General features: G+C 54.3%; 18 protein-coding genes. All 18 read left to right on the forward strand.

What is annotated here, in order from left to right:
• Positions 1–101: 101 nt before the first annotated feature.
• Positions 102–1718: an ABC transporter substrate-binding protein gene (locus BLR64_RS14135; RefSeq protein WP_090715044.1), complete on the forward strand. Its 1617-nt coding sequence runs from the start codon at positions 102–104 to the stop codon at positions 1716–1718.
• Positions 1715–2704, forward strand: a complete 990-nt coding sequence (locus BLR64_RS14140) for an ABC transporter permease (RefSeq protein WP_244157705.1) — start codon at positions 1715–1717, stop codon at positions 2702–2704. Before BLR64_RS14135 ends, BLR64_RS14140 begins: the two co-directional genes overlap by 4 nt.
• Complete coding sequence (locus BLR64_RS14145) at positions 2701–3567, forward strand: ABC transporter permease (RefSeq protein WP_090715046.1); 867 nt, start codon at positions 2701–2703, stop codon at positions 3565–3567. The genes BLR64_RS14140 and BLR64_RS14145 overlap by 4 nt, the downstream gene beginning before the upstream one ends.
• Positions 3567–4337, forward strand: coding sequence for an ABC transporter ATP-binding protein (locus BLR64_RS14150; protein ID WP_090715047.1), 771 nt, complete (start codon positions 3567–3569; stop codon positions 4335–4337). Before BLR64_RS14145 ends, BLR64_RS14150 begins: the two co-directional genes overlap by 1 nt.
• Entirely contained in the window at positions 4328–5113 is a 786-nt protein-coding gene (locus tag BLR64_RS14155; protein ID WP_090715049.1) for an ABC transporter ATP-binding protein, read from the forward strand. Before BLR64_RS14150 ends, BLR64_RS14155 begins: the two co-directional genes overlap by 10 nt.
• Positions 5097–6164 (forward strand): pyridoxal-phosphate-dependent aminotransferase family protein, encoded by a 1068-nt coding sequence (locus BLR64_RS14160; protein WP_090715051.1) that lies wholly within the window; start codon positions 5097–5099, stop codon positions 6162–6164. Before BLR64_RS14155 ends, BLR64_RS14160 begins: the two co-directional genes overlap by 17 nt.
• The gene (locus BLR64_RS14165) at positions 6157–7392 is read left to right on the forward strand and encodes an amidohydrolase family protein (RefSeq protein ID WP_090715053.1); all 1236 of its coding nucleotides are present in this window, start codon (positions 6157–6159) and stop codon (positions 7390–7392) included. The genes BLR64_RS14160 and BLR64_RS14165 overlap by 8 nt, the downstream gene beginning before the upstream one ends.
• A gap of 911 nt (positions 7393–8303) precedes the next feature.
• Positions 8304–12290, forward strand: a complete 3987-nt coding sequence (locus tag BLR64_RS14170) for an endo-1,4-beta-xylanase (RefSeq protein WP_090715054.1) — start codon at positions 8304–8306, stop codon at positions 12288–12290.
• A 196-nt stretch (positions 12291–12486) separates the two neighbouring features.
• Positions 12487–13506 carry a nucleotide-binding protein gene (locus BLR64_RS14175; protein ID WP_090715057.1) on the forward strand — a complete coding sequence of 340 codons (1020 nt, stop codon included), beginning with the start codon at positions 12487–12489 and terminating at the stop codon, positions 13504–13506.
• A complete protein-coding gene (locus BLR64_RS14180) occupies positions 13499–13765 on the forward strand; it encodes a hypothetical protein (RefSeq protein ID WP_090715059.1) in 267 nt (88 codons plus the stop codon). Before BLR64_RS14175 ends, BLR64_RS14180 begins: the two co-directional genes overlap by 8 nt.
• 412 nt (positions 13766–14177) lie before the next feature.
• Complete coding sequence (alaS, locus tag BLR64_RS14185) at positions 14178–16811, forward strand: alanine--tRNA ligase (protein WP_090715082.1); 2634 nt, start codon at positions 14178–14180, stop codon at positions 16809–16811.
• A 328-nt stretch (positions 16812–17139) separates the two neighbouring features.
• A complete protein-coding gene (locus tag BLR64_RS14190) occupies positions 17140–17415 on the forward strand; it encodes an IreB family regulatory phosphoprotein (RefSeq protein ID WP_068729140.1) in 276 nt (91 codons plus the stop codon).
• Positions 17415–17831: a Holliday junction resolvase RuvX gene (ruvX, locus tag BLR64_RS14195; protein WP_198536677.1), complete on the forward strand. Its 417-nt coding sequence runs from the start codon at positions 17415–17417 to the stop codon at positions 17829–17831. Before BLR64_RS14190 ends, ruvX begins: the two co-directional genes overlap by 1 nt.
• 13 nt (positions 17832–17844) lie before the next feature.
• Complete coding sequence (locus tag BLR64_RS14200) at positions 17845–18153, forward strand: DUF1292 domain-containing protein (protein ID WP_090715060.1); 309 nt, start codon at positions 17845–17847, stop codon at positions 18151–18153.
• Positions 18146–18454, forward strand: coding sequence for a DUF1292 domain-containing protein (locus tag BLR64_RS14205; RefSeq protein WP_090715062.1), 309 nt, complete (start codon positions 18146–18148; stop codon positions 18452–18454). The genes BLR64_RS14200 and BLR64_RS14205 overlap by 8 nt, the downstream gene beginning before the upstream one ends.
• 181 nt (positions 18455–18635) lie before the next feature.
• Positions 18636–19685: an endolytic transglycosylase MltG gene (mltG, locus tag BLR64_RS14210; RefSeq protein WP_279615465.1), complete on the forward strand. Its 1050-nt coding sequence runs from the start codon at positions 18636–18638 to the stop codon at positions 19683–19685.
• Between the two features lie 57 nt (positions 19686–19742).
• On the forward strand, positions 19743–20675 hold the full coding sequence (locus BLR64_RS14215; protein WP_090715063.1) for a peptidase U32 family protein: 933 nt from the start codon (positions 19743–19745) through the stop codon (positions 20673–20675).
• A 277-nt stretch (positions 20676–20952) separates the two neighbouring features.
• Positions 20953–22281 (forward strand): peptidase U32 family protein, encoded by a 1329-nt coding sequence (locus tag BLR64_RS14220; protein ID WP_068729132.1) that lies wholly within the window; start codon positions 20953–20955, stop codon positions 22279–22281.
• Positions 22282–22426: the final 145 nt, after the last annotated feature.

Raw genomic sequence — 22426 nt, forward strand, 5'->3', positions numbered from 1 at the left:
GCTCTGGCATTATGTGAATTTTGTTTGACAGGGGGGATGGTATGGGCCATAATACAATCCATACTAAACATATAAGGTTTATGGGAAGGGGAGATTGAGACATGCAATTCACAGCTTCTATCAAGAAAACATTATGGTCAGGAACACTGGCAGTTCTATTAATGGCGGTGATTGCCGGCTGCTCCGGACAGAACAATACAGCTGCTTCCGGCGAAACGGCTCAGCCAAGCGCCAGCCAGGCGGCGGATGCGGGCAACAACACCAGTGAACAGGCGGCGGGAGGGACTTTTGTCTATGGAAGGCCTGCTGCAGTAACCTCGTTTGATTTGCATAATCAGATTACCTCGAACAATGCGTTTGCGATTGATAAAGTGTTTGAATCCCTGGTTGCTTTCAACAGTGAAGGGGAAATTGTGGATTGGCTGGCTGCCTCCCATACGATCAGTGAGGACGGATTGACTTATACCTTTGTGCTGCGTGACGGGCTGAAGTTCTCCAACGGCAACGCGGTTACAGCCAAGGATGCTGTATTCTCGCTGGAGCGCCACCTGAAGGTCGGCGGTCCGCTGGCGATTGCGGCCAAGGTAGACAGTGTGACTGCACAGGATGACAAGACACTGGTAATTAAGCTCCAGGAGCCGTACACACCGTTCATCTCCGAGCTGTCCAATTTCTCGAACGGCATTATCCCGGCTGATTTCGGCGGGGCTACCGAGGAAGAATTCTTCAAAAATCCAGTCGGCACCGGCCCGTTCGCCGTTGAAGCCTGGGACCCTGCGGGCGATGTGACGTTCGTCAAGAACGCGAACTACTGGCAGGAAGGCAAGCCGGCGATTGACAAACTCGTCTATAAGCTGATCGAGGACGACAGCCAGGCGATCAATCAGCTGAAGGCCGGAGAAGTGAACGCTGTCGAAGCGCTTGCCCTGCAGAATGCTGAAGAGCTGAAAAACGGCGCAGACACAGCTGTTGTGACCAACGGCAGCTGGGTAACGGAGCAGCTGTTCTTTAATACACTGGATGAGCATTTCAAGGATGTGCATGTCCGCCGTGCACTGGCGCTGGCACTGGACCGTGAAGGCCTGACCAAGGCGCTGACCTTTGGTTATGCCAAGACGGCCAATTCCCTGCTGCCGACAACCATTCCTTACAATGCGAATGATACGATTAAAGCGCTGAACTATGATGTTGAAGCTGCCAAAGCAGAGCTGGCTAAATCCGCATTCCCTAACGGCTTCAGCACCAAGCTGCTGATTGCCTCCGGCAACAGCACAAGAGCCCAGGAAGCGCAGATTATCCAGGCGGCAGGCCAGGCAATCGGCATCAAGATTGAGATTGAATCCATTGAGCTGGCTTCCTTCCGTGAACGGTTCTTCGCCTATGATTTCGCTGCCATGCTGAACAGCGGCCAGGCGGATTCTCCGGAAGCGAACTCGATTCTGGCTTTCCAGACCGATCCGGAAGGCTTCAGCAAATCGTACTGGACGCATTATACCAATGATGAAGTAACCAAGCTGCTGTATGAAGGACAAAAAACAGCAGACGGCGATGCCCGGGTAGAGATTTACACCAAGCTCCTGCAGACGCTGGCTGATGAAGTGCCTTACATTCCGCTCTACTACCCTGACATTCTGATCGGTGCCCGTTCTTCGGTAGAGGGACTCACTGTATTGCCTAACGGCAGCGTCCGCTTTGAAGATGTGCGGATCGGTCAATGATGATGCCGGGCAAGCTGCAAGGTTCTGCAGCAGGTAATCGTACATCCTACAGCTGGCTGACGGCGGCTCTGATTAGAGCCGCTGTCGTTATCCTCTGTGTGATGACCGCTGTCTTTTTTCTGATCCGCATCGTTCCCGGTGATCCCGCAAAAATGATTCTGGGTGAATACAGCACGCCGGAAGCTATCGCAGCCATGCATCATACACTCGGACTCGATCTTCCGCTGTGGGAGCAGTTTATCCGGTTCGTGAAGCTGCTGTTCACCTCCGGCGATACCGGTAATTCCATTGTCTCTGGAACCTCCACCAGGGTGCTGATTGCCGAGCGGGCTCCGGTAACTATGCTGCTTATAGGGATGGCATGTGTCATCGCTATAGTGATTGCCCTGCTGCTTGCTACGGTTGCGGCTACGAATAAGGACAAGCTGGCGGATCATCTGATCCGTATTTTTCCTGCGATTACACTGGGTATGCCAATCTTCTGGGTTGGCATCCTTTTCATTATGCTGCTTAGTGTCCGGCTCCGCTGGTTTCCTGTCGGCGGTGTAGGCGAAGGGTGGTCCGGGATGCTGTACAGCCTGACGCTCCCGGCGGTTACAGTCGCTTTTTCCCAGATTCCAACGCTTGTCCGCTCATTAAGGGCGCAGATGCTGGAGGTGCTGGAGTCCGACTTCGTGGTTACCCTGAGGGCTGCGCGGATTCCCGGCCGGGTCATTCTGTTCAAGCATGTGCTGCGCAATTCGGCATTGCCGACGCTGATGCTGCTGGGTGTCAACATTTCTTATCTGATCGGCGGTACGCTGGTCGTTGAGCAGGTGTTCGGCATCAAGGGCATAGGCAGCCTGCTGTTTACTTCCATTTCAAACCGGGATTTTCCGGTCATCCAGGGAATTGCGCTGTACTGTGCGGTTTCTGTGGTGATTATCAGCCTGCTGGTTGAGATACTGGCCAAATGGCTTGATCCCCGGACGAAAGGAACACGATGAAAACGACAACTATTTATCCTGAACTGCAGACGGACGGACCTAAGACTACATTGCTCCGCCGGATATTGAATACCCCGTCCCTGCTGGCAGGAAGCATCATGTTCGCTGTGCTGATCCTGCTGGCTGTTTTCATTCCGTACCTCAGCCCCTATGACCCGACGGAACAGAATTTAAGCGCATTTTTGCAGCCGCCGTCCGCCGAGCACTGGCTCGGAACCGACCAGCTGGGTCGGGATCTGTTCACCAGACTGATCTACGCTGCCCGGACGGATCTGACCATTATGGTGCTGGCGGAGATTATCCCGTTTTGTACCGGTATTTTTCTGGGGATGGTGGCCGGCTATTATGGAAAATGGGTCGATAACGTCATTACTCTGATTACAGATACGTTTATTGCCTTTCCTTTTTATTTGATCGTTATCATTGTGGCTTTTGCCAGCGGCGCGGGCCAGCGCGGAATTTATATCACTTTTATTCTCGTCGGCTGGATTGTGTTCGCCCGGGTGGTCCGCGGTCTTAGCGCATCGTTCCGTGAACAGGAATGGATTGCGTCGGCCCGGACGCTCGGCTTGTCCGGCCCCCGCATTATTCTGCGGCATCTGCTGCCGAATGTGCTGCCGCAGGCAGTGGTCGTGCTGATGACGGATATGGTCGGCCTGCTGGTGGCGATCGTCACGCTCGGCTATCTGGGCATCGGGATCGCCCCGCCGACTCCCGACTGGGGAACGATGATTGCGGACGGGCAGTCCTTTATCTCGACAGCCTGGTGGCTCTCGGCCGTTCCCGGCTTCGCCGTGGTATACACGGGCATTGCCTTGTCGCTGGTAGGTGACGGGCTGGCAGATTTATGGAGGAAAAAATAATGGCTACAACACCTGTTTTGGAAATAGAGGACTTGACGCTGACTGCTAAAACACAGGAGGTGCTGGTCAAGGATGTCAGCTTCTCGCTTAACCAGGGGGAGAGCCTGGGGCTGGTCGGTGAATCGGGCTCCGGCAAATCGCTTACGCTGCGGGCGGTGCTTGGTCTGCTGCCGCGCGGCATCGAGCAGACTGGCGGAGTAATCCGGAGTGCGGCGGACAGCGCCATGGTGTTCCAGGACCCCCGGGGAGCGCTGGACCCGCTATGTCCGGTGGTCAAGCAGGTAGCGGAGGTCGTGTATTACAGACAGCGGCTTAGCCGCAAAGCTTCGCGCGCTGCGGCGCTGGAGCTGCTGCATATGCTCGGCCTGCCCGATTCGCTGCGCAAGACGGACCGGTATCCCGGCCAGCTCTCGGGCGGGCAGTGCCAGCGGATCGTCATTGCCATGGCTCTGGCCTGCAAGCCGGGCATCCTGCTCTGCGACGAGCCGACCACGGCGCTCGATGTTACGGTGCAGAAGCAGATTATGGAGACAGTGGGCCGGCTGCAGCAGGAGCTGGGGTTTGCGATGATTTTTGTAACCCATAACCTGGCAGTTGCCGCTGCGATGTGCTCCAGGCTGGCTGTTATGAAAAAAGGTGAAATCGTGGAGCAGGGCAGTACGCTAAGTGTTCTGCAGGAGCCGCAAAATCCGTATACACAGATGCTGATTAACTCGGTGCTGCCTGTGCCGGAGCTTGCCCCTGAAGGGAGCGGTGTTTTATGGACTTGAGCCTGCAGGTTAACAATGTGACTGTACGTTACGGCGGTTTCACTGCGCTGGACAATATCCGGCTTGAGGTGCAGCAGCATACCACTCTCGGACTTGTCGGAGAATCCGGCTCAGGCAAATCTACGCTCGCGCGGGTGATTGCCGGGCTGATTATCCCGGATCAGGGGCAGCTGCTGCTGGATGCAGAGCCGCTCACCGGGAAACGGACCCGTGAGCAGCGCAAAAAAATCCAGATGATCTTCCAGAATCCCGACGCTTCGCTGAATCCGAAGCATTCCATCCGGCAGATTCTGGCTGAAGCGCTGCTGTTCCACAAGATCGTGGGCCGTGCGGAGGTGGAGAAGAGATCCAGGCAGCTGCTGGAGCGTGTGAGCCTCGAGGGAAAAGCGCTGGATAAATATCCGCATGAATTCTCGGGCGGCCAGCGCCAGCGGATCGCCATTGCCCGTGCGTTAAGCGTTGAGCCCAGCCTGCTGATTGCCGATGAGCCGACGAGTGCCCTGGATGTGTCCGTACAGCTAAGTGTGCTGGAGCTGCTGGGCACGCTCAAGTCAGAGCTAAATCTGACGATGCTGTTTATTTCCCATGATCTGGGTGTTATACATGCAGTAAGCGATAAGGTTGCCGTTATGCGGCAGGGAAAGCTGGTCGAGGTCAGCCCGAAGGACAGGTTCTTTAGCCGTCCGGAAGCGGCTTACAGCCGTGAGCTGCTGTCTGCGGTTCCCCAAATGCCGACTATGAAAACATCAGGAGGACTACATGAACCAAGAACATAAAGGATATGTGCCGCTGACACGCGCTGAATTCAGCACGTTGACCAGCCAGTTCGCCCGGCTGCTGTCAACGGAACATCCCCCGGTCATCATTCCGGGTGAGGCGATTCTCGGAATTGAGGCTGTGGCTGCAGGGATATCTGCCCCGGGCCGTACATTTATTAATGTGGTAACCGGACCTTACGGCAGCCTGTTCGGCGGTTGGCTGGAGCGCGGCGGAGCAAGAGTAGTGGAAGTAAAGGTTCCGTTCGATGAGGTAGTGCCGGCGGAGCAGGTTGCCGCGGCCATTGAGCGGGTTAAGCCGGATGCGATTTCCTTTGTGCAGGCTGAGGTCGTTACCGGGGGCTCAAATCCGGCAAAAGAAATTCTGCGCATTGCCCGCACCCATAACCTGATTACGGTAACGGACTCCGTCTCGGCCGTCGGCGGGGAAGAGCTCCTGGTAGATGAATGGGGTGTTGACTTCGCTGCTGTGGGAGCGCAAAAGGCGCTGGGCGGACCTAACGGGGTCAGTGCGGTCAGTATCTCGCCGCGCGGCTGGGAATTCATGGAGTCCAATAAAGCTGCGCCGCGCAATTCGATCCTGTCTCTGCTGGATCTGAAGCCGTCTCCGACTGGTGTTGAGCCCCTGCGTGTTCCACCTAATATTCCGGCGCTTGAGGCCAGAGCGCTGATTGATGCGCTGGCGGCTGTTGAGGCGGAAGGCCTGGACAATGTCATCTCACGACATAGGGCTGCGGCTGCTTCAGCTGTTTCCGGCATTAAGGCACTTGGGCTTGAGCCTTGGCAGAAGGACAGCGGGCATTATTCCACGCTGACTACAACCGTCCGCATTGGCGGCGACCAGCGCCTCAGAATTGCGCAGCCGGTGGGCATCGTGGCTCCGGGAGACGGGGAGCTTAACGGCCGTCTGCTGCGGATCAATCATTTTGGCGTAAATGCGAGCCTGCAGAGCGTTGAGACGGCCGTTACAGCGCTGGCGGAACTGCTCGAAACGGATGCCGCCGCTGCGCTGCAGGCGGTTCGGGCAGCATGGGGGAATGCCCATGCTTAATAAACATCCGAAGGCGCTTGATTATAAAGCAATCCGCATTGCGGGGATCGAAGGCAAGCGTTACGACATTTCCATCAGAGACGGCAGATTCACGTCTGTAAAGGAAACGGTGCCGGAGGAACCGGCGGGGCAGGCCGGGTATTCCGGAGAATGGCTCCCGGAAGGAGAACCCGGACAGCGGGAACCGGCGCAGCCTGCAGGGGCTGATATCCCGCAGGCTGATCTGTGGATCAGCCCCGGTATTATTGATCTGCATACCCACCTGGCCTGGACGGACTTTGACCATGCAGACCAGCTGAAGCGCAGCAGCAGTGAGGTGGAAGCCATGCAGGGGGCGGCCTTTGGGGCTACTCTGCGGACCGGTGTAACGACCGCGCGGGATGCAGGCGGGATTACGCCGCAGACGATCCGCCACCTGGTCCGCAGCTATGGGCACCCGCTCCGGGTCGAGACCAGCAGCGAAATGCTGGGTCCGGCGGATGCGCTGGGAACAAAGTTCCTGGAAGGCCGGCTGGCCGAGATCTATGCCACAGGAGCAGGCTGGGTCAAAATTATGGCAACCGGCGGTCTTGGTGCGCCTGCGGAGAAAGTGCTGGACCCTGTGTTCTCGGAGGAAGAGTTCGACTTCATTGTCCGCCATGCCCATGCCCATCAGATTAAGGTGCTGGTCCATACCTGGGGCGGGGTGACCATTGACTGGTCGATCCGGGCAGGCGTCGAATCGATCGAGCACGGAATGTTCCTGACCGCAGATCAGGCCGGCCGGCTGGCTGAATCCCGTACAGCCTACGTGTCTACCGCTTCAATCTACCGGATTGCCGCAGATCCTTCCGGCGTGCTGGCGCTCCCGCAGGTCATCTGTGACCGTGCCGCACGGGCTGCCGAAGCGCATTCCCGGGCCATTGGCTATGCCAGAAGCGCGGGCGTACGCTTCGGCTTCGGCACAGACTATGCCACACCGGCGTTGCACGGCTATAATCTGCAGGAGCTGGATACGCTGCTGGACTACGGCCTGACCCGCGCCGAAGCGTGGCAGTCCGCCACCTCCGGCGCGGCGGAAATTCTCGGGCGCGGCCATGATTTAGGCCGGATTGCCGAAGGCTACCTGGCCGATGCTGTAATCTGGAACGTCGATCCGTTCCAGGCCCGGAGTGCCGATGTGCTGCGTGAGAGCATAGTCTCCGTTATAACCGGGGAGTCGGAAGCAGAGCTGGCCGGGGGGAGATAAGCCGTTTATGCGGTTTTAGAGTTTGGACGGGCCGTATAACTGTGGTTATACGGCTTTTTGCTGTGGCCGGTTGGTAGGCTGATGCGCTGATGACCTACCTTGAGCTGGTAGTCTGGCTAAAGAGAGCGGCGGGATCTAGGCTGGAGCTTTTTTTCAGGCTGGGGTTTATGTGCTTCAGGCTGGAGTTTATGTGCGTAGGCTGATTAGAATTCTTTATACTGCTTAGCAGAGGCCGGTTTATTAAGCGGACAGCGGTGAAGGGCAAATCTTAGCTGGGTTTTATTAAACTTCCGCTTGGATGAGGGTTCCTGAACAGCTAAGTGGATTTTCGCCACCTAATTCTTCCGATTCTCTTGAGTTTTAAGGATTAGTTGGAAAATCGACACTTAATTTCGCGCAAACCCCACCATTAGGCGCAAAACCGTAAATTTAAGTAGCATTTTTCCACTTAGATTTCCGAAAGTGGGATCGAGCGGAGAATTAGATGGCATTTTTCTACTTAGCTCGAACAAGGAATCCCTTGTACATACTGTAGAATCCCTTGTACATACTGTAGAATCCCTCTTACAGGTTAGAAAGCTAAATTCACTGCGGAAGGCTGAGTTGTGTCTCGTATTTCAACCGAAGTCAGCGGGTCGAGCCAGGCATGAATTGAACAGCAGCGGGAGGGATTTCCCAATATTCTCTGGATTCACTGCCAATCCCAAAATAAAAGATCCGGACCTTACGGAGCGGTAACTGCCCGTTAATTCAAATGTTATATAAAAAGTCCGGTATCATCTTTAGTTTGGAGAAAGACAGTGATTTTGCGGGTGTGCTACGATTTTGCTTGAGAAAGGGGGCTGTTCGATTCCTTTTTGTAAGCGCTTAATCCAGTTGAATCCAAATTCATAAAAAGAGGAGTGCAGTGCATGAGTAGAACGTTCAAACGAATCTTCTCCACAGTATTAGCGGCAAGCCTGCTGCTGCCGCTTGGCTGGGTTGCTCCGGCAGCTCAGGCATCCCAGGCTGCAGAAGCGGCCCAGACGGAAGTGACCACCGTTTATCATGAAACCTTTGCAGGCGGGGCAGGCAAAGCCGGCCAATCCGGCGGGGCCAGCCTGGCAGCGGTTACCGGCATGCCGTTTGACGGAAACGCCGATGGCGCAGCCCTGTATGTAAGCAACAGAGCGAACAACTGGGATGCTGCAGATTTTAAATTCAGCGACCTCGGGCTCGTTAACGGGGAGACGTATACAGTAACTGCGGTGGTTTATGTTGATGCTGCAGTCATTCTGCCAGAAGGGGCAAAGGCTGCGCTGCAGACTGTAAACAGCTACGGAAATTATGCCGAAGCAGCTTATGTGGCCGGCAAGGCGGTTACGCTGACCAGGGAATTCATTGCCGATACCTCCAAGGATCAGGCGCTGCGCATTAATTCCAACGAGGCCGGCAAAGCGGTTCCGTTCTATATCGGAGACGTTCTGATTACCGGTAAACCAGCCTCCGGCGGCGGAGAGGAGCCCGTAAGAGACCCGGCGCTGCCGTTCAATACGGTTACCTTTGAGGATCAGACAGCTGGCGGCTTCGCCGGCAGGTCGGGAGATGAGACGCTGACGGTGACGGATGAAGCGAACCACACCGCAGACGGCTCCTATGCCCTGAAGGTGGAGGGCCGCACATCAACCTGGCACGGGCCGGTGCTGCGTGTAGAGAAATATGTGGACAAAGGCAGCGAATATCTGATCTCCGCCTGGGTCAAGCTGATTGCTCCGGCCAGTTCGCAGCTTCAGCTGTCCACGCAGGTAGGCGACGGCAGCAGCGCCAATTATGTCGCACTCTCCCCCAAGACCATCAATGCCGCTGACGGCTGGGTCAAATTCGAGGGCAGCTACCGCTATAACAGCGTAGGCGGCGAGTACCTGACGATTTACGTGGAGAGCTCGAATAACGCTACAGCCTCCTTTTACATTGACGATATCAGCTTTGAGCGTACAGGCGCAGGTCCCATTGCGATCCAGAAGGATCTGGTTCCGCTGAAGGCTGCGTACCGGGATGATTTTCTGATCGGGAATGCCATTTCGGCCGAGGATCTGGAAGGGGTAAGGCTGGAGCTGCTGAAGATGCATCATAACGTGGCCACGGCAGGCAATGCGATGAAGCCGGATGCGCTGCAGAATGTGAAGGGCGATTTTACCTTTACCGCAGCGGATGCGATGGTCGATAAGGTGCTGGCGGAAGGCATGCAGATGCACGGCCATGTTCTGGTCTGGCACCAGCAGTCGCCGGTGTGGATGAATACGTCCAAGGATGCGGAGGGCAATACCGTACCGTTAAGCCGCGAAGAAGCTCTTGTAAATCTGCGGACACACATCCGTACCGTCATGGAGCATTTCGGGGATAAGGTGATCTCCTGGGATGTCGTAAATGAGGCGATGAATGACAATCCGGGGAATCCGGCCGACTGGGAGTCGTCGCTGCGCCAGGCCCCGTGGAAAACCGCAATTGGAGCAGATTACGTCGAGCAGGCTTTTCTGGCGGCGCGGGAAGTGCTGGATGAGCATCCGGAATGGAACATCAAGCTCTACTACAATGATTACAATGAGGACAACCAGAATAAAGCCCAGGCCATTTATAACATGGTAAAAGCAATAAACGATAAGTATGCGCTTAATCATCCCGGCAAAAAGCTGATCGACGGTGTCGGCATGCAGGCGCACTACAACGTTAACACCAATCCTGAGAATGTCAGGCTGTCGCTGGAAAAATTCATCTCTCTTGGTGTTGAGGTAAGCGTCACGGAGCTTGATATTCAGGCGGGCAGCAACTATGAGCTGTCAGAAAAGCTGGCCGAAGCCCAGGGGTATCTGTATGCCCAGCTTATGAGCCTCTACAAGGAGCATGCTGCTAATATTGCACGAGTCACCTTCTGGGGGATGGATGACAATACGAGCTGGAGAGCCTCGTCCAATCCGCTGCTGTTCGACAAGAGCCTGCAGGCCAAGCCGGCCTATTACGGGGTGATCGATCCGGTAAAATATATCGCCGGGCATCAGCCGGATACAACGGACGCCAATGTGTCTAACGCGGTTTATGGAACGCCGGTCATTGACGGTACAGTAGATGCTCTCTGGGCAGGTGTACCCGAAATGCAGATTAACCGCTATCAGCTGGCCTGGCAGGGGGCAAGCGGCATAGCTAAAGCCCTGTGGGATGACCAGAATCTGTACGTGCTGGTTCAGGTCAGCGATGCGCAGCTGGATAAGGCGAGCGCGAATGTCTGGGAGCAGGATTCGGTTGAGATTTTCGTGGATCAGAATAACGGGAAGACCTCCTTCTACCAGGACGATGACGGGCAGTTCCGAGTTAATTTTGATAACGAAAGCACCTTTAATCCCGATAGGATTGCGGCAGGGTTCGCCTCTGCAACCAAAGTATCAGGAACCAATTATACTGTTGAAGTAAAAATACCGCTTACCAGCGTTACACCGGCCAACGCCAGGAAGCTCGGCTTCGACGTGCAGATCAATGATGCGAAGGATGGCGCACGGCAAAGTGTAGCCGCATGGAATGATACGACCGGCAACGGGTATCAGGATACCTCGGTATACGGTGTACTTACACTCACGGGCAAGTCTGATGCACCGGCAGTTACGCCTACTCCGACACCAACACCAACTCCGGGGCCGGCTGCGATTCCGGGCGGTACGAGCAGCGGTGCTGCTACGCCGAAGCCTGCTGTTTCAGCGAGCACGGATGGTGTGGTGACACTCAGACCTGAGGTTACCAGTACTGGCGGCGGGGTTAAAGCGGCTGTCTCTGCAGATGATCTGAATAAAGCCCTTGCACAGGCAAGCCCTGCTGCTGACGGCCGGAAACAGGTCATTATCGAAGTGGCTAAGCAAGAGGATGCCGCGGGCTATGAGGTACAGCTGCCTTCGCAAAGCCTGAAAGGACAGCAGGGCTTTGTGCTGCTGGTGAAGACAGCGGCAGCTGCCATTGAGATTCCGGATAATACTCTGTCCGGTGCAGCAGCAGACGCTGACCTCATTTCAATCCATATCAAACAGGTTCCCAAGGATGGTCTGGATGCAAAGGCCCGCACGATTATAGGTGCTGGGCCGGTTATTAACCTGAGCCTGACGGCAGGCGGCAAAGCGATTGCCCTGGGCAGTCCGGATGCTCCGGTAAAAGTATCCATCCCGTACACTCCTGCTGCGGTGCAGCTCAGCAATACCGCAGCCCTGATCGCCGGACAGCTGGGCAGCACAGGCAGCCTGACGGCAATTCCGAACAGCCGCTATGACGCGGTCAGCAAATCCCTTGTGTTCCACATTGCCGGGGCCGGCACTTATGCGCCAGCCTTTAACCCTGTAAGCTTCACTGATATTGAGAAGCTGGCCTGGGCCGAAGAGGGCGTCACCGCCTTGGCTGCCCGCGGCGTCGTACAGGGAACGGCTGAAGGCAGCTTCTCTCCTGAAGCATCCGTGAAGCGGGCCGACTTTATCACGATGCTCGTGAGAGCGCTTGAGCTGAAGGGCACCGGCACGGCTGCCCCGGGCTTCGGCGATGTTCCGGCCGGGGCATATTATGGCAGTGAGCTGGCTATTGCACAGCAGCTTGGCATCATAACCGGTTATGCGGACGGTACCGTCCGTCCGGACAGTCCGATCACCCGCCAGGAGATGATGGTGATCGCAGCGCGGGCGCTGGCGGCAGCGGGTACAGCTGCCACAGACAGTGGCGGCAGCCTGGCTGCCTATCCGGATGCTGCGCAAGTCGCCGGATATGCAGCTGACAGCGTATCCCTGCTGGTGGAAGCCGGCGTTGTCGCCGGCAAGAACGGCCTGCTTGCTCCGGGAGATACATTGACCCGCGCAGAAGCGGCGGTGATTGTGTACCGGATTTGGGGATTATAGAGGTAAGTCTGAATAGTACCTATTGAAATAAAAGGGGACCGCAGGTGCTAAATCCTGCGGTTCTCTTTTATTTCATTGAAAAGCGACTATGGCGTATACTCCATTATTCTTAGGAAAAAACAGTGTTTCCAGTATCTGAGAGAGCCTGTATACTTAATGTAGCTGGTGTAATTTTTCCTTATGAGGAGATAATGCAATGACAATAAATAGAACCCCCCGGGCGTTTATCGGAAGTTCAAGGGAAGCGATCCCGTACGCTCGGGCTATTGCCGAAGGCATTGAAATGTATGTCGAGGTTAATGCCTGGTATGCCAATACTTTTCAAGCCAATGACTACACCATGGAATCACTTGAACGAGAGCTTGATGCGAACGACTTCGGTATTTTCGTTTTTGCTGCTGAAGACGTAGCCGTGATTCGAAATCAAACATATTTTATTACACGAGACAATACGTTGTTCGAAATGGGACTTTTTTGGGGGCGGCTTGGACGCAAGAGGGTATTTTGTATTATTCCGAATGAAGTTCCAACCGGTCAGGAGGGAGGGCCTACTTCCCTGCATTTACCTTCTGACCTGGAAGGCATTACTCTATTAAGATATATGGCTGATCATTCGAGAGGGCCGAGAAGTGCAATAAGTACAGCTTGCGGAAGAATCTTGAATGCGGTTGCAGAAGAAGGGTTCTTTAAACAACGGCATGAGCTCTTTACTGAGATGAAATCGGGAATGGAAAGGAAAGACAGTGTCATTCAGTTGCTTTTGGAATATCTCCGAAATGTGACTCTTTCTGGCGGTGTGGAAGGCTATAACGCAGCGGCGGAAGCTGTCCGTAATTCCATCCTTCCTCCGGAAGGATTTCGAGTTACAGGGGCAGCAATTTGGACGCAGGTTGAGGATGAGTATATATCCCAGGTAGGTGGAAATGTTGGAAGGGGCCGACGATATCACTTATCAGAAAATGATGGTAAGTCACCAGATGAGGAGCAGATTTTCGTTTTGAAAGTATTTGGAACTAATAACTGGAAATTTTTTAAACGGGAGCAGATTGCTCGAATAGGTGTCCTATGTTATGCTTTGAGTAAGAAACATGTTCTATCGGTTCACTTTTCGGGTAATCGTGAATTGAGTGATGAACTGATGAAACAGGTTGTTGAAGTGAATCATGACCTATTGTTTACTACAAAAGGACTGGTTGGAGGGATTCGAAATGAATGAACATTCTCGGAAGGCAAAGAACCGTCTGATCGGATCCGGTCACAGATCCATCATTGTGAGCAACGGTTTATTATCTAATACCAATAGAAGAGACTCGCGTACGGGAAGGTTTATAAATGTTCGTGCCAGATCAGCCTCTGGTGAATCGCTACAAGGCCAGCTGTATATAGGGCCTTCAGATGAAGGTACAGCAGATGTAAGATATGTTGAAGCAGTGGGCGGAAAGGTTTCTGAACGCAAGCCTTCTTTTATCCGCTAACAACATGAGGCAGCCTGCCCCAGAGCCAAACATTGACACAATCCCCGCCGCTGGCTATACTTGAAATGTTAAAATGCAAATCGGATAAAACATTGATGAAATGAAGTACGCCGGAGCATGGCTCCCCCAGAGAACGGGTTCCGTTACGGATGAATCGTAATGGCTGTGAGAACCCGGAAGACAGACCGGCGGAAAGCTGATTTCGGAGTGCGGGGAAATCCCGCCGGGGGCGCCCGTTAACAGCCGCGACAAGGCGATCGTCTGCAGGTGTCCGCGTGTTCATACACGGGTCAAGGCGATAACCAGGGTGGTACCGCGATAATCATCGTCCCTGAATTTATTCAGGGGCGTTTTTGTGTATTCCGGCGTAATGGCCGGATGCAGATTAATACTAAGACGGGGGCTGTACATGATGAAAGCAAGTGAAATCCGTTCCAAATGGCTGCAGTTTTTTGAGAGCAAAGGCCACAAAATCGAGCCAAGCGCATCGCTCGTTCCGCACAACGATCCATCCCTTTTGTGGATCAACGCCGGAATGGCCCCGCTGAAGGCATACTTTGACGGACGCGAGATTCCTGAGAATCCGCGCCTGACCAACTCGCAGAAATGTATCCGTACCAATGACATCGAGAATGTCGGCAAAACGCGCCGCCACCATACGTTCTTTGAAATGCTCGGGAACTTCTCCATCGGCGATTATTTCAAGGAAGAGGCCATCACCTGGGCCTGGGAGTTCCTGACCGGCAAGGAGTGGATCGGCTTCGACGGCGACCGCATCTCGGTTACCGTGTACGCTGAGGACGAAGAGGCCTTCAAGCTGTGGAATGAAAAGGTAGGCCTGCCTGCTGAACGCATCATCAAGCTTGGCGACGAGAACTTCTGGGACATCGGCGAAGGCCCGTGCGGCCCTTGCTCGGAAATTTTCTATGACCGTGGCGAAGCCTACGGCAGTGACATGAGTGATCCGGAAATGTATCCGGGCGGTGAAAATGAACGCTGGCTGGAAGTGTGGAACCTCGTATTCTCCCAGTTCAACCACAACAAAGACGGCAGCTACACACCGCTTCCCAACAAGAACATTGATACCGGTGCGGGCCTGGAGCGTCTGGCTTCCATCCTGCAGGATGTAGACTCCAACTTTGACACTGACCTGTTCCAGCCGGTGATCCAGAAGACTGCCGGCCTCGCCGGAGTGAAATACAAGGACAACCTGGAGCAGGATATCGCCCTGAAGGTCATTGCCGACCATATCCGTACTGTGACTTTCGCAGTAGGCGACGGTGTGCTTCCTTCCAATGAAGGCCGCGGCTACATCATCCGCCGTCTGCTCCGCCGTGCAGTACGTTATGGCAAAACGCTGGGGCTCGACCGCCCGTTCCTGTATGAGCTGACCGAAACTGTCGGCGAGGTTATGGGCGTGTACTATCCTTCCGTTGTGGAGAACCGCGAATATATCGCCAAAATCATCCGCACGGAAGAGGAGCGTTTCCACGAAACGCTGTCCGACGGCCTGGCAATTCTGGGTGAAATTTCGGCAAAAGCCAAGGCTGACGGACTGAGCGTCATTGCCGGCGTCGATGCATTCAAGCTGTATGACACCTACGGCTTCCCGTTTGACCTGACAGAGGATTTTGCTTCCGAGCAGGGACTGACCGTGGACCGCGAAGGGTTCGATGCAGCGATGCAGGAGCAGCGCGACCGGGCCAGAGCAGCCCGCCAGGACAATGCCAGCATGAAAATCCAGGGCGGCGCCCTTGCCGATCTGACGGTTAAAAGTGAATTTATTGGATATAATGACACGGTAGCAGAGTCCAAAATCCTCGCTATTGTTGTAGACGGCGAGCTTGTGGATTCTGTCAGCGAAGGCGCCGAGTGCCAGGTTGTGCTGGAGGCGACTCCTTTCTACGCTGAAAGCGGCGGCCAGGTCAGCGATACCGGTCTGCTGACAGGCGGCTCCGTTACTGCAAAGGTAACAGGCCTGTTCAAGGCTCCACACGGACAGCATGTACATCTGGTGACCGTGGAAGCCGGAGAGCTGAAGACCGGTGAGAGCGTACGTGCGGAAGTTAACCGTGAAATACGCGAGGACATCGTGAAGAACCATACGGCGACTCACCTGCTGCATAAGGCGCTGAAGGAAGTGCTCGGCGGTCATGTTAACCAGGCAGGGTCTCTGGTAGAAGGCGCACGCCTCCGTTTTGACTTCTCGCATTTCGGTGCCATTACACCGGAAGAGCTGAGCGATATTGAACACCGGGTGAATGCGCAGATCTGGCGCGGCCTGGATGTGGTCATTGAGAACAAGCCGATTGACGAAGCCAAAGCTATGGGCGCAATGGCTCTCTTCGGCGAAAAATACGGCAACATCGTCCGGGTCGTACAGGTCGGCGATTACAGCCTTGAGCTGTGCGGCGGTATCCATGTCGGGAATACCTCGCAGATCGGAATCTTCAAGCTGGTCAGCGAGAGCGGTATCGGCTCCGGTGTACGCCGGATTGAGGCCGTGACCGGACGTTATGCTTACCAGTTCACCGAGAGCCAGCTTGATCTCCTGAAGCAGGCTGCAGGCTTGCTGAAATCCTCGCTGAATGACGTGCCTAAGCGGATTGAAGCACTGCATGCGCAGGTGCGCGAGGTATCCCGCGAGAACGAATCGCTGCAGTCGAAGCTGAGCGCAACCTTTGCCGCCGAGCTGACCGGCAGCGTGAAGACCGTAGGCGCCGGCACGCAGCTGCTGGCCGTAGCTGTTCAGGCAGGCAACATGGATGCACTGCGCTCCACGGCAGATGAGCTGAAGGTCAAGCTTCCGGATGCTATTCTGGTACTCGGCGCCGCGATGGACGACAAGGTGAACTTTGTAGTCTCCGTACCTCAGGCACTGGTCAAGCAGGGCTTCCATGCAGGCAAGCTGGTTAAGGAAGTTGCCGCAGTATGCGGAGGCGGAGGCGGCGGACGTCCGGATATGGCGCAGGCCGGCGGCAAGGATGCTTCCAAGCTGTCCGAGGCACTTGCCAAAGCCGAGGAGCTCGTTGCTGCCCAGGCTTAAAGAGTGAAAATGGCTGTCTGCACAGACTGTTCCTTCATATAATGTGCCCAGCGGTACTGAGAGCTTCATATCAGTACCGCTGCTTTATTAATGAGGCTGGGTGGTGCATTTTAGCGAAAATTAGCCTTGTAGGCCGTTGTGCAATAGCTTGGAAACCAAAATTATCTATATTTTTGTAGATAAAATGCCAAAAAAAGCGTTATCTCGGATAGAGGATTTCCAAGGCGGGGCATGAATATGTTATGATGAAGGCAGCAAGTGAGCTGTACAGCAGCAACTATGCGAAACCGCTCTCTGAGGGTGATTTTGCAGAAGGAAGGTGTCACAAATGGACTCCATGGACAAAACGGTTAAATTCAATGTGAAGGGCGACGAAAAGGAAGCTTCTTCCCAGGAAATTCTGCTCGCCGTATACGACGCGCTGGTGGAAAAAGAGTACCATCCGATCAACCAGATCGTAGGGTACTTACTTTCCGGAGATCCGGCTTACATTCCGCGCCACAACAATGCTAGAAGTTTGGTCCGGAGAAAAGAACGTGATGAGCTGATCGAGGAACTGGTCCGTTTCTACCTGGCCAATCACCGGGTGGATCAGCCGAGATGATGAAGAAGCTTGGACTGGATTACGGCGACCGCAGAATCGGAGTCGCCACAAGTGATATTTTCGGGTGGACCGCCCAGGCTCTGGAGACCATTGAACGCCGCGGAAACGGTAACGAGTTTGAACGTATCCGTGAGCTGGTCAAGGAGCATGAGATTGGAGAGATCGTGGTTGGCCTGCCGAAGAATATGAACGGCTCAGTTGGACCCCGCGGTGAAATCTGTATCGAATTTGCCGGTCAGCTGCGGGAGGAACTCGAAATACCCGTACACCTTTGGGATGAGCGTCTGACGACAGTGTCCGCCGAGCGGATGCTGATTGAAGGGGACGTCAGCCGGAAGAAACGCAAGGGGATTGTGGACAAAATGGCCGCAGCCCTGATTTTGCAAAATTTTTTGGATGCTAACAGTAAAAGGTGAGGGGTGCGCTATTATGACAAACGAACAGATTGGCCACGAAGAAGAACCGGAAATTATCTATATTCCCGATGAGGAAGGTAATGAAGAGGAATTTGAGGTCATCATGAAGTTTGAAGTCGACGGTTCGGATGCAAAGTATATGATGGTGGTGCCGCTGGATTCCGAGGATGAGGATAGCGATGAAGTCTACGCATTCCGCTACGAGGAAGACGGGGACGACCTGCAGCTCTTTATGATCGAGAATGACGAAGAGTGGGCAATCGTTGAAGAGACCTTCAATACACTTGTAGACGAGCTTGACGGGGGAGCAGAGAATGACTGATTTTTCCGCAGAACAAGCGGTCTGGACATCTAAGCTCAAGGAAGCCTATGGAGAAACAGTAGAACTGGAAGATGAGCAGGGCCGGTCTTCCGTTTACAATATTGTCGCCGAGTTTGAGGTCGGCGGCCGCGCGTATGCGGTACTGGCCGGTTCTGGCAGGGAAGCGGAGCAGGAGATTCTGCGGATTGTGGTTTCGCCTGACGGTGTGCCGGAGCTGGAGAGTATCGTTGACGATGAAGAGTGGGAAGATGTGTCCGAGCTGTACGATGAGCTGACTTTTCCTGCAGAAGATACGGAATAAAGACTGTTCACGAATATGCAATATCTATGCTGGGGCAAGGAAGAGGGCGGATTTATTTCCGCGCTCTTTTTGCTTGATAGGACTGTAAAAATGGTGTTGAATGAAAGTCTCACAAAAAATATATGTTGAATTTAAGATAATACAATTCTATACTATATTGTTGGAAAGTGAGGAGTTCCATTTGAAAGCAGCAATCCGCGCCGTGCTGATTATAGTCCTTGTGATGGTCTTGGCAGCCGGGGGAGGCGCATGGTATGTCTGGAATGGAATGCAGCCGGTGGAGCCTGCGGGGCCGCCCGTTACGTTTACGATAGAGAAGGGAATGGGCAGCTCGGAAATTGCAGATCTGCTCGAAGAGAACGGTATTATCCGTAACGCTTTATTTTTCAAAGGTTATCTGAAGTGGGTTAAGGAAGGGTCAGGCTTTATGGCGGGTACATATACCGCAAGCCCGGGAGATACCTACGACAATCTGATTGCCCGGCTGAATGCGGGAGATGTCGTGAAGGAGGAGACGGTGGTCTTCACCATTCCGGAAGGGTATACGGCAAAGCAGGTGGCCGGAAAGCTGGCTGAGGCATGGGGGCAGAAGCCTGAGGTTTTTCTTGAAATTATAGATTCCGGAGCGGGACTCGCTGCAGTTGACAGGCTGGAGATTCCTGCGGGCGGAGGTGTGCTGCACCGTCTTGAAGGGTACTTGTTCCCTGAAACCTACGAGCTGCTCAAGGACAGCACGCCCCAGGACGTTGTCGAAGCGCTGCTGGAGCAGCTGGAGAAGAAGCTGGACAGCATTCCGGACTGGAAAAATCAGCTGGCCGAGCGGAAAATGTCCCTGCATGAGCTGCTGACTGTGGCTTCGCTGGTGGAACGTGAGGTTGTCGTCGACGATGAGCGGCCGCTGGTAGCCGGCGTTATTTATAACAGGCTGAACAAGGGCCAAAACCTGGAGATCGATGCTACGGTCCAGTATCTGCTGGACAAGCAAAAGGAACGGCTGCTGTACAAGGACCTGGAAGTGGAGAGCCCGTATAACACGTACAGAAATGCCGGCCTCCCGCCGGGGCCGATTGCAAGTCCCGGTCTGGCGTCGATTCAGGCGGCGCTTGCGCCTGAGGCATCGGAATATTATTTCTACGTGACCAAAAAAGACGGCACGCAGGGCCATCTGTTCGGTAAAACGTACGAGGAACATTTAGCCAATATCAAAAAAAGTGAACAAAATTCGCCGTAACCTATTAAAATAGAGATTACTGCGGTTTGATGTGCCGCAAGGGCAGGAGGATGCAACATGATGAACAAACCGGAGCTGCTGGTTACAGCAGCATCCCTGGAGGAAGCGCGTGCGCTTCTGAATGCAGGCGCTGACGCGCTGCTCATCGGAGACGACCGTTTCGGGATGCGGCTGGCCGGCCATTTTACGCTGGAGGATACAGCAGCTGTAATCGAACTGGCCCACAGCATGGGCCGCAAGGTATATGCGGGCCTGGGCGGACTGATGTCCAACCGGCTGCTGGATGAGCTTCCGGCATACGTTAAGGCAATCGGCCAGCTCGGCATCGACGGAATCGAATTCGGAGATCCTGCGGTGCTGTACGCCGTGAAGTCCGAAGCGCCGGAGCTGAGGCTGCACTGGAATGCCGAGATGACCTCGACCAATTACTATACGGCCAACTATTGGGGCCGCAAAGGGGCTTCGCGTGTCGTGCTGGCCCGTGAGCTGAATATGGATGAAATCACCGAAATGGTGCCGCTGCTTGAGGTGGAAGCCCAGGTGCAGGTACACGGGATGACCAATATTTATCATTCCAAACGCGGACTGGTAGCCAGCTATATGGCACACCAGGGACGCCCGGTAGAAGATGGTAATCTGGGTAAGGACCGCGGCCTGTTCCTGATTGAGGCAGAGCGCCAGGAAGAGAAGTTCCCGATCTACGAGGATATCAACGGAACGCACATTATGAGCTCCGATGATGTCTGCATTCTTGAGGATCTGCATATCCTGCTTGCTGCCGGGGTGCATAGCCTGAAGATTGAAGGCCTTCTCAAGCCGGTTGCCTATAATGTGGTTGTTGTAAAAGCATTCCGACATGCGGTTGACCTGTATTTCCAGGACCCGCAGGCGTATGAGTTTGATGAGTCCTGGATGGATGGCATCCGTGCGCTGCAGGACCCTGAGCGTGATCTGTCGTTCGGCTTCTTCTACAAAGAACAAGTCTATTAATTAATCTTTTTGGAAATAAAATAAGGCAATGATTCAGCCTCTTAAATAAGGTTTGAACCATTAACTTTCAGGTGTAGCGGCGGAAGGGAAGTTTGGAACTGTAGGAGCGATAGCGCCCGCCTTTATGTTTGGATTTCTACCGCGGCAGCGGATTAAAATCAGGAAATCGAAACATAACAGCGGCCGGAAGTCCAAACATTCCCTGCAGCTGCGTACAACACCGTGAAGCGGGGGTTAAGCTTTTTTAACAGCTGAAGATATGGAGGGGAGAACATCAATGGGTACCATGACTAAGCCCCAGTACAAGGGCAAACGTTACCGTCTGGACAAACCGGAGCTCCTGGCTCCGGCGGGTAACCTGGAAAAATTGAAATTCGCCGTGCACTATGGCGCGGATGCAGTATATATCGGGGGACAGAAATATGGCCTGCGGTCCGGGGCTGACAACTTCAGCTTCGAGGAAATGCGCGAGGGTGTAGAGTTCGCCAAGAAATACGGGGCCAAAGTATTTGTAGCTACCAACATCTATGCCCACAATGAAGACATCGCCGGGATTGAAGAATACCTGCGCAATCTGCATGAGGCGGGAATCGCCGCGATTATCGTTGCTGATCCGGCTATTGTGGATACAGCCCGCCGGCTGGTGCCGGAGCTGGAAGTGCATCTGAGCACCCAGCAGTCCACGCTGAACTGGCAGGCGGTATCCTTTTGGAAGGAAGAAGGTCTGCCGCGTGTCGTACTGGGCCGTGAGACCAGCCTGGAAGAGATTGCTGAGATCAAACAGCATGTCGACATTGAAATCGAGAGCTTCATTCACGGTGCGATGTGCTCCTCGTATTCCGGCCGCTGCGTGCTGTCCAACCATTTTACAGACCGCGACTCCAACCGCGGGGGCTGCTGCCAGTCCTGCCGCTGGAAGTATGACCTGTTCGAGGACGGCCGTCCGGAAGGAAACTGGGTATCGGAAGAGGATCAGGCAGAGGCTGCCCCGCCGCAGCATCTTTTGCCGGGAGTGACCCAGCTGCCTCTGCATCAGCCGGAGGATAACCAGTTCACCATGGGCTCCAAGGATCTGTGCATGCTGGAGAGCATTCCTGACCTGATCGAAGTCGGCATTGACAGCTTCAAGATCGAGGGCCGGATGAAGTCGATTCACTATGTTGCCACAGTAGTCAATGCCTACCGCAAGGCGATAGATGCCTATATGGCCGATCCGGACAATTACGTGCTGAATCCGGAATGGCTGGAGGAGCTGCAGAAAGCGGCGAACCGTCCGCTGAACACAGGGTTCTTTTACGATACGCCGGACCATGAGGATCATATTTATGAGCCTGAGGAAAAAGCGGCACCGTATGATTTTGCAGGGCTCGTTCTTGAGTATGATGCAGACACCGGTATGGCACTTATCCAGCAGCGCAACCACTTCAAGCCCGGACAGGAAGTGGAGTTTTTCGGACCTGACATCACCAGCTTCAAGCAGACTGTAGGGGAGCTGTGGGATGAAGAAGGGAACAAGCTTGATGCTGCCCGTCATCCGCTCCAAAAGATCCGTATGAAGGTAGATCATCCGGTTGCCTATTTTGATATGATGCGCAAAAGAAAATAACAGCTTGGCTTAAACAGAGGATACCCCGGGAAGCGGGGTGTCCTTTTATTTTTTAGCGTGCCCAGAGGCACGCATTATCTAATTGGTGAAAGTCCAACCCAAGGAGGGGCCAAGCCACCTTGGTAGCTAGGATGCTTGCGCATGG

The organism is Paenibacillus typhae, assembly GCF_900099765.1.
GTDB lineage: Bacteria > Bacillota > Bacilli > Paenibacillales > Paenibacillaceae > Paenibacillus_AQ > Paenibacillus_AQ typhae.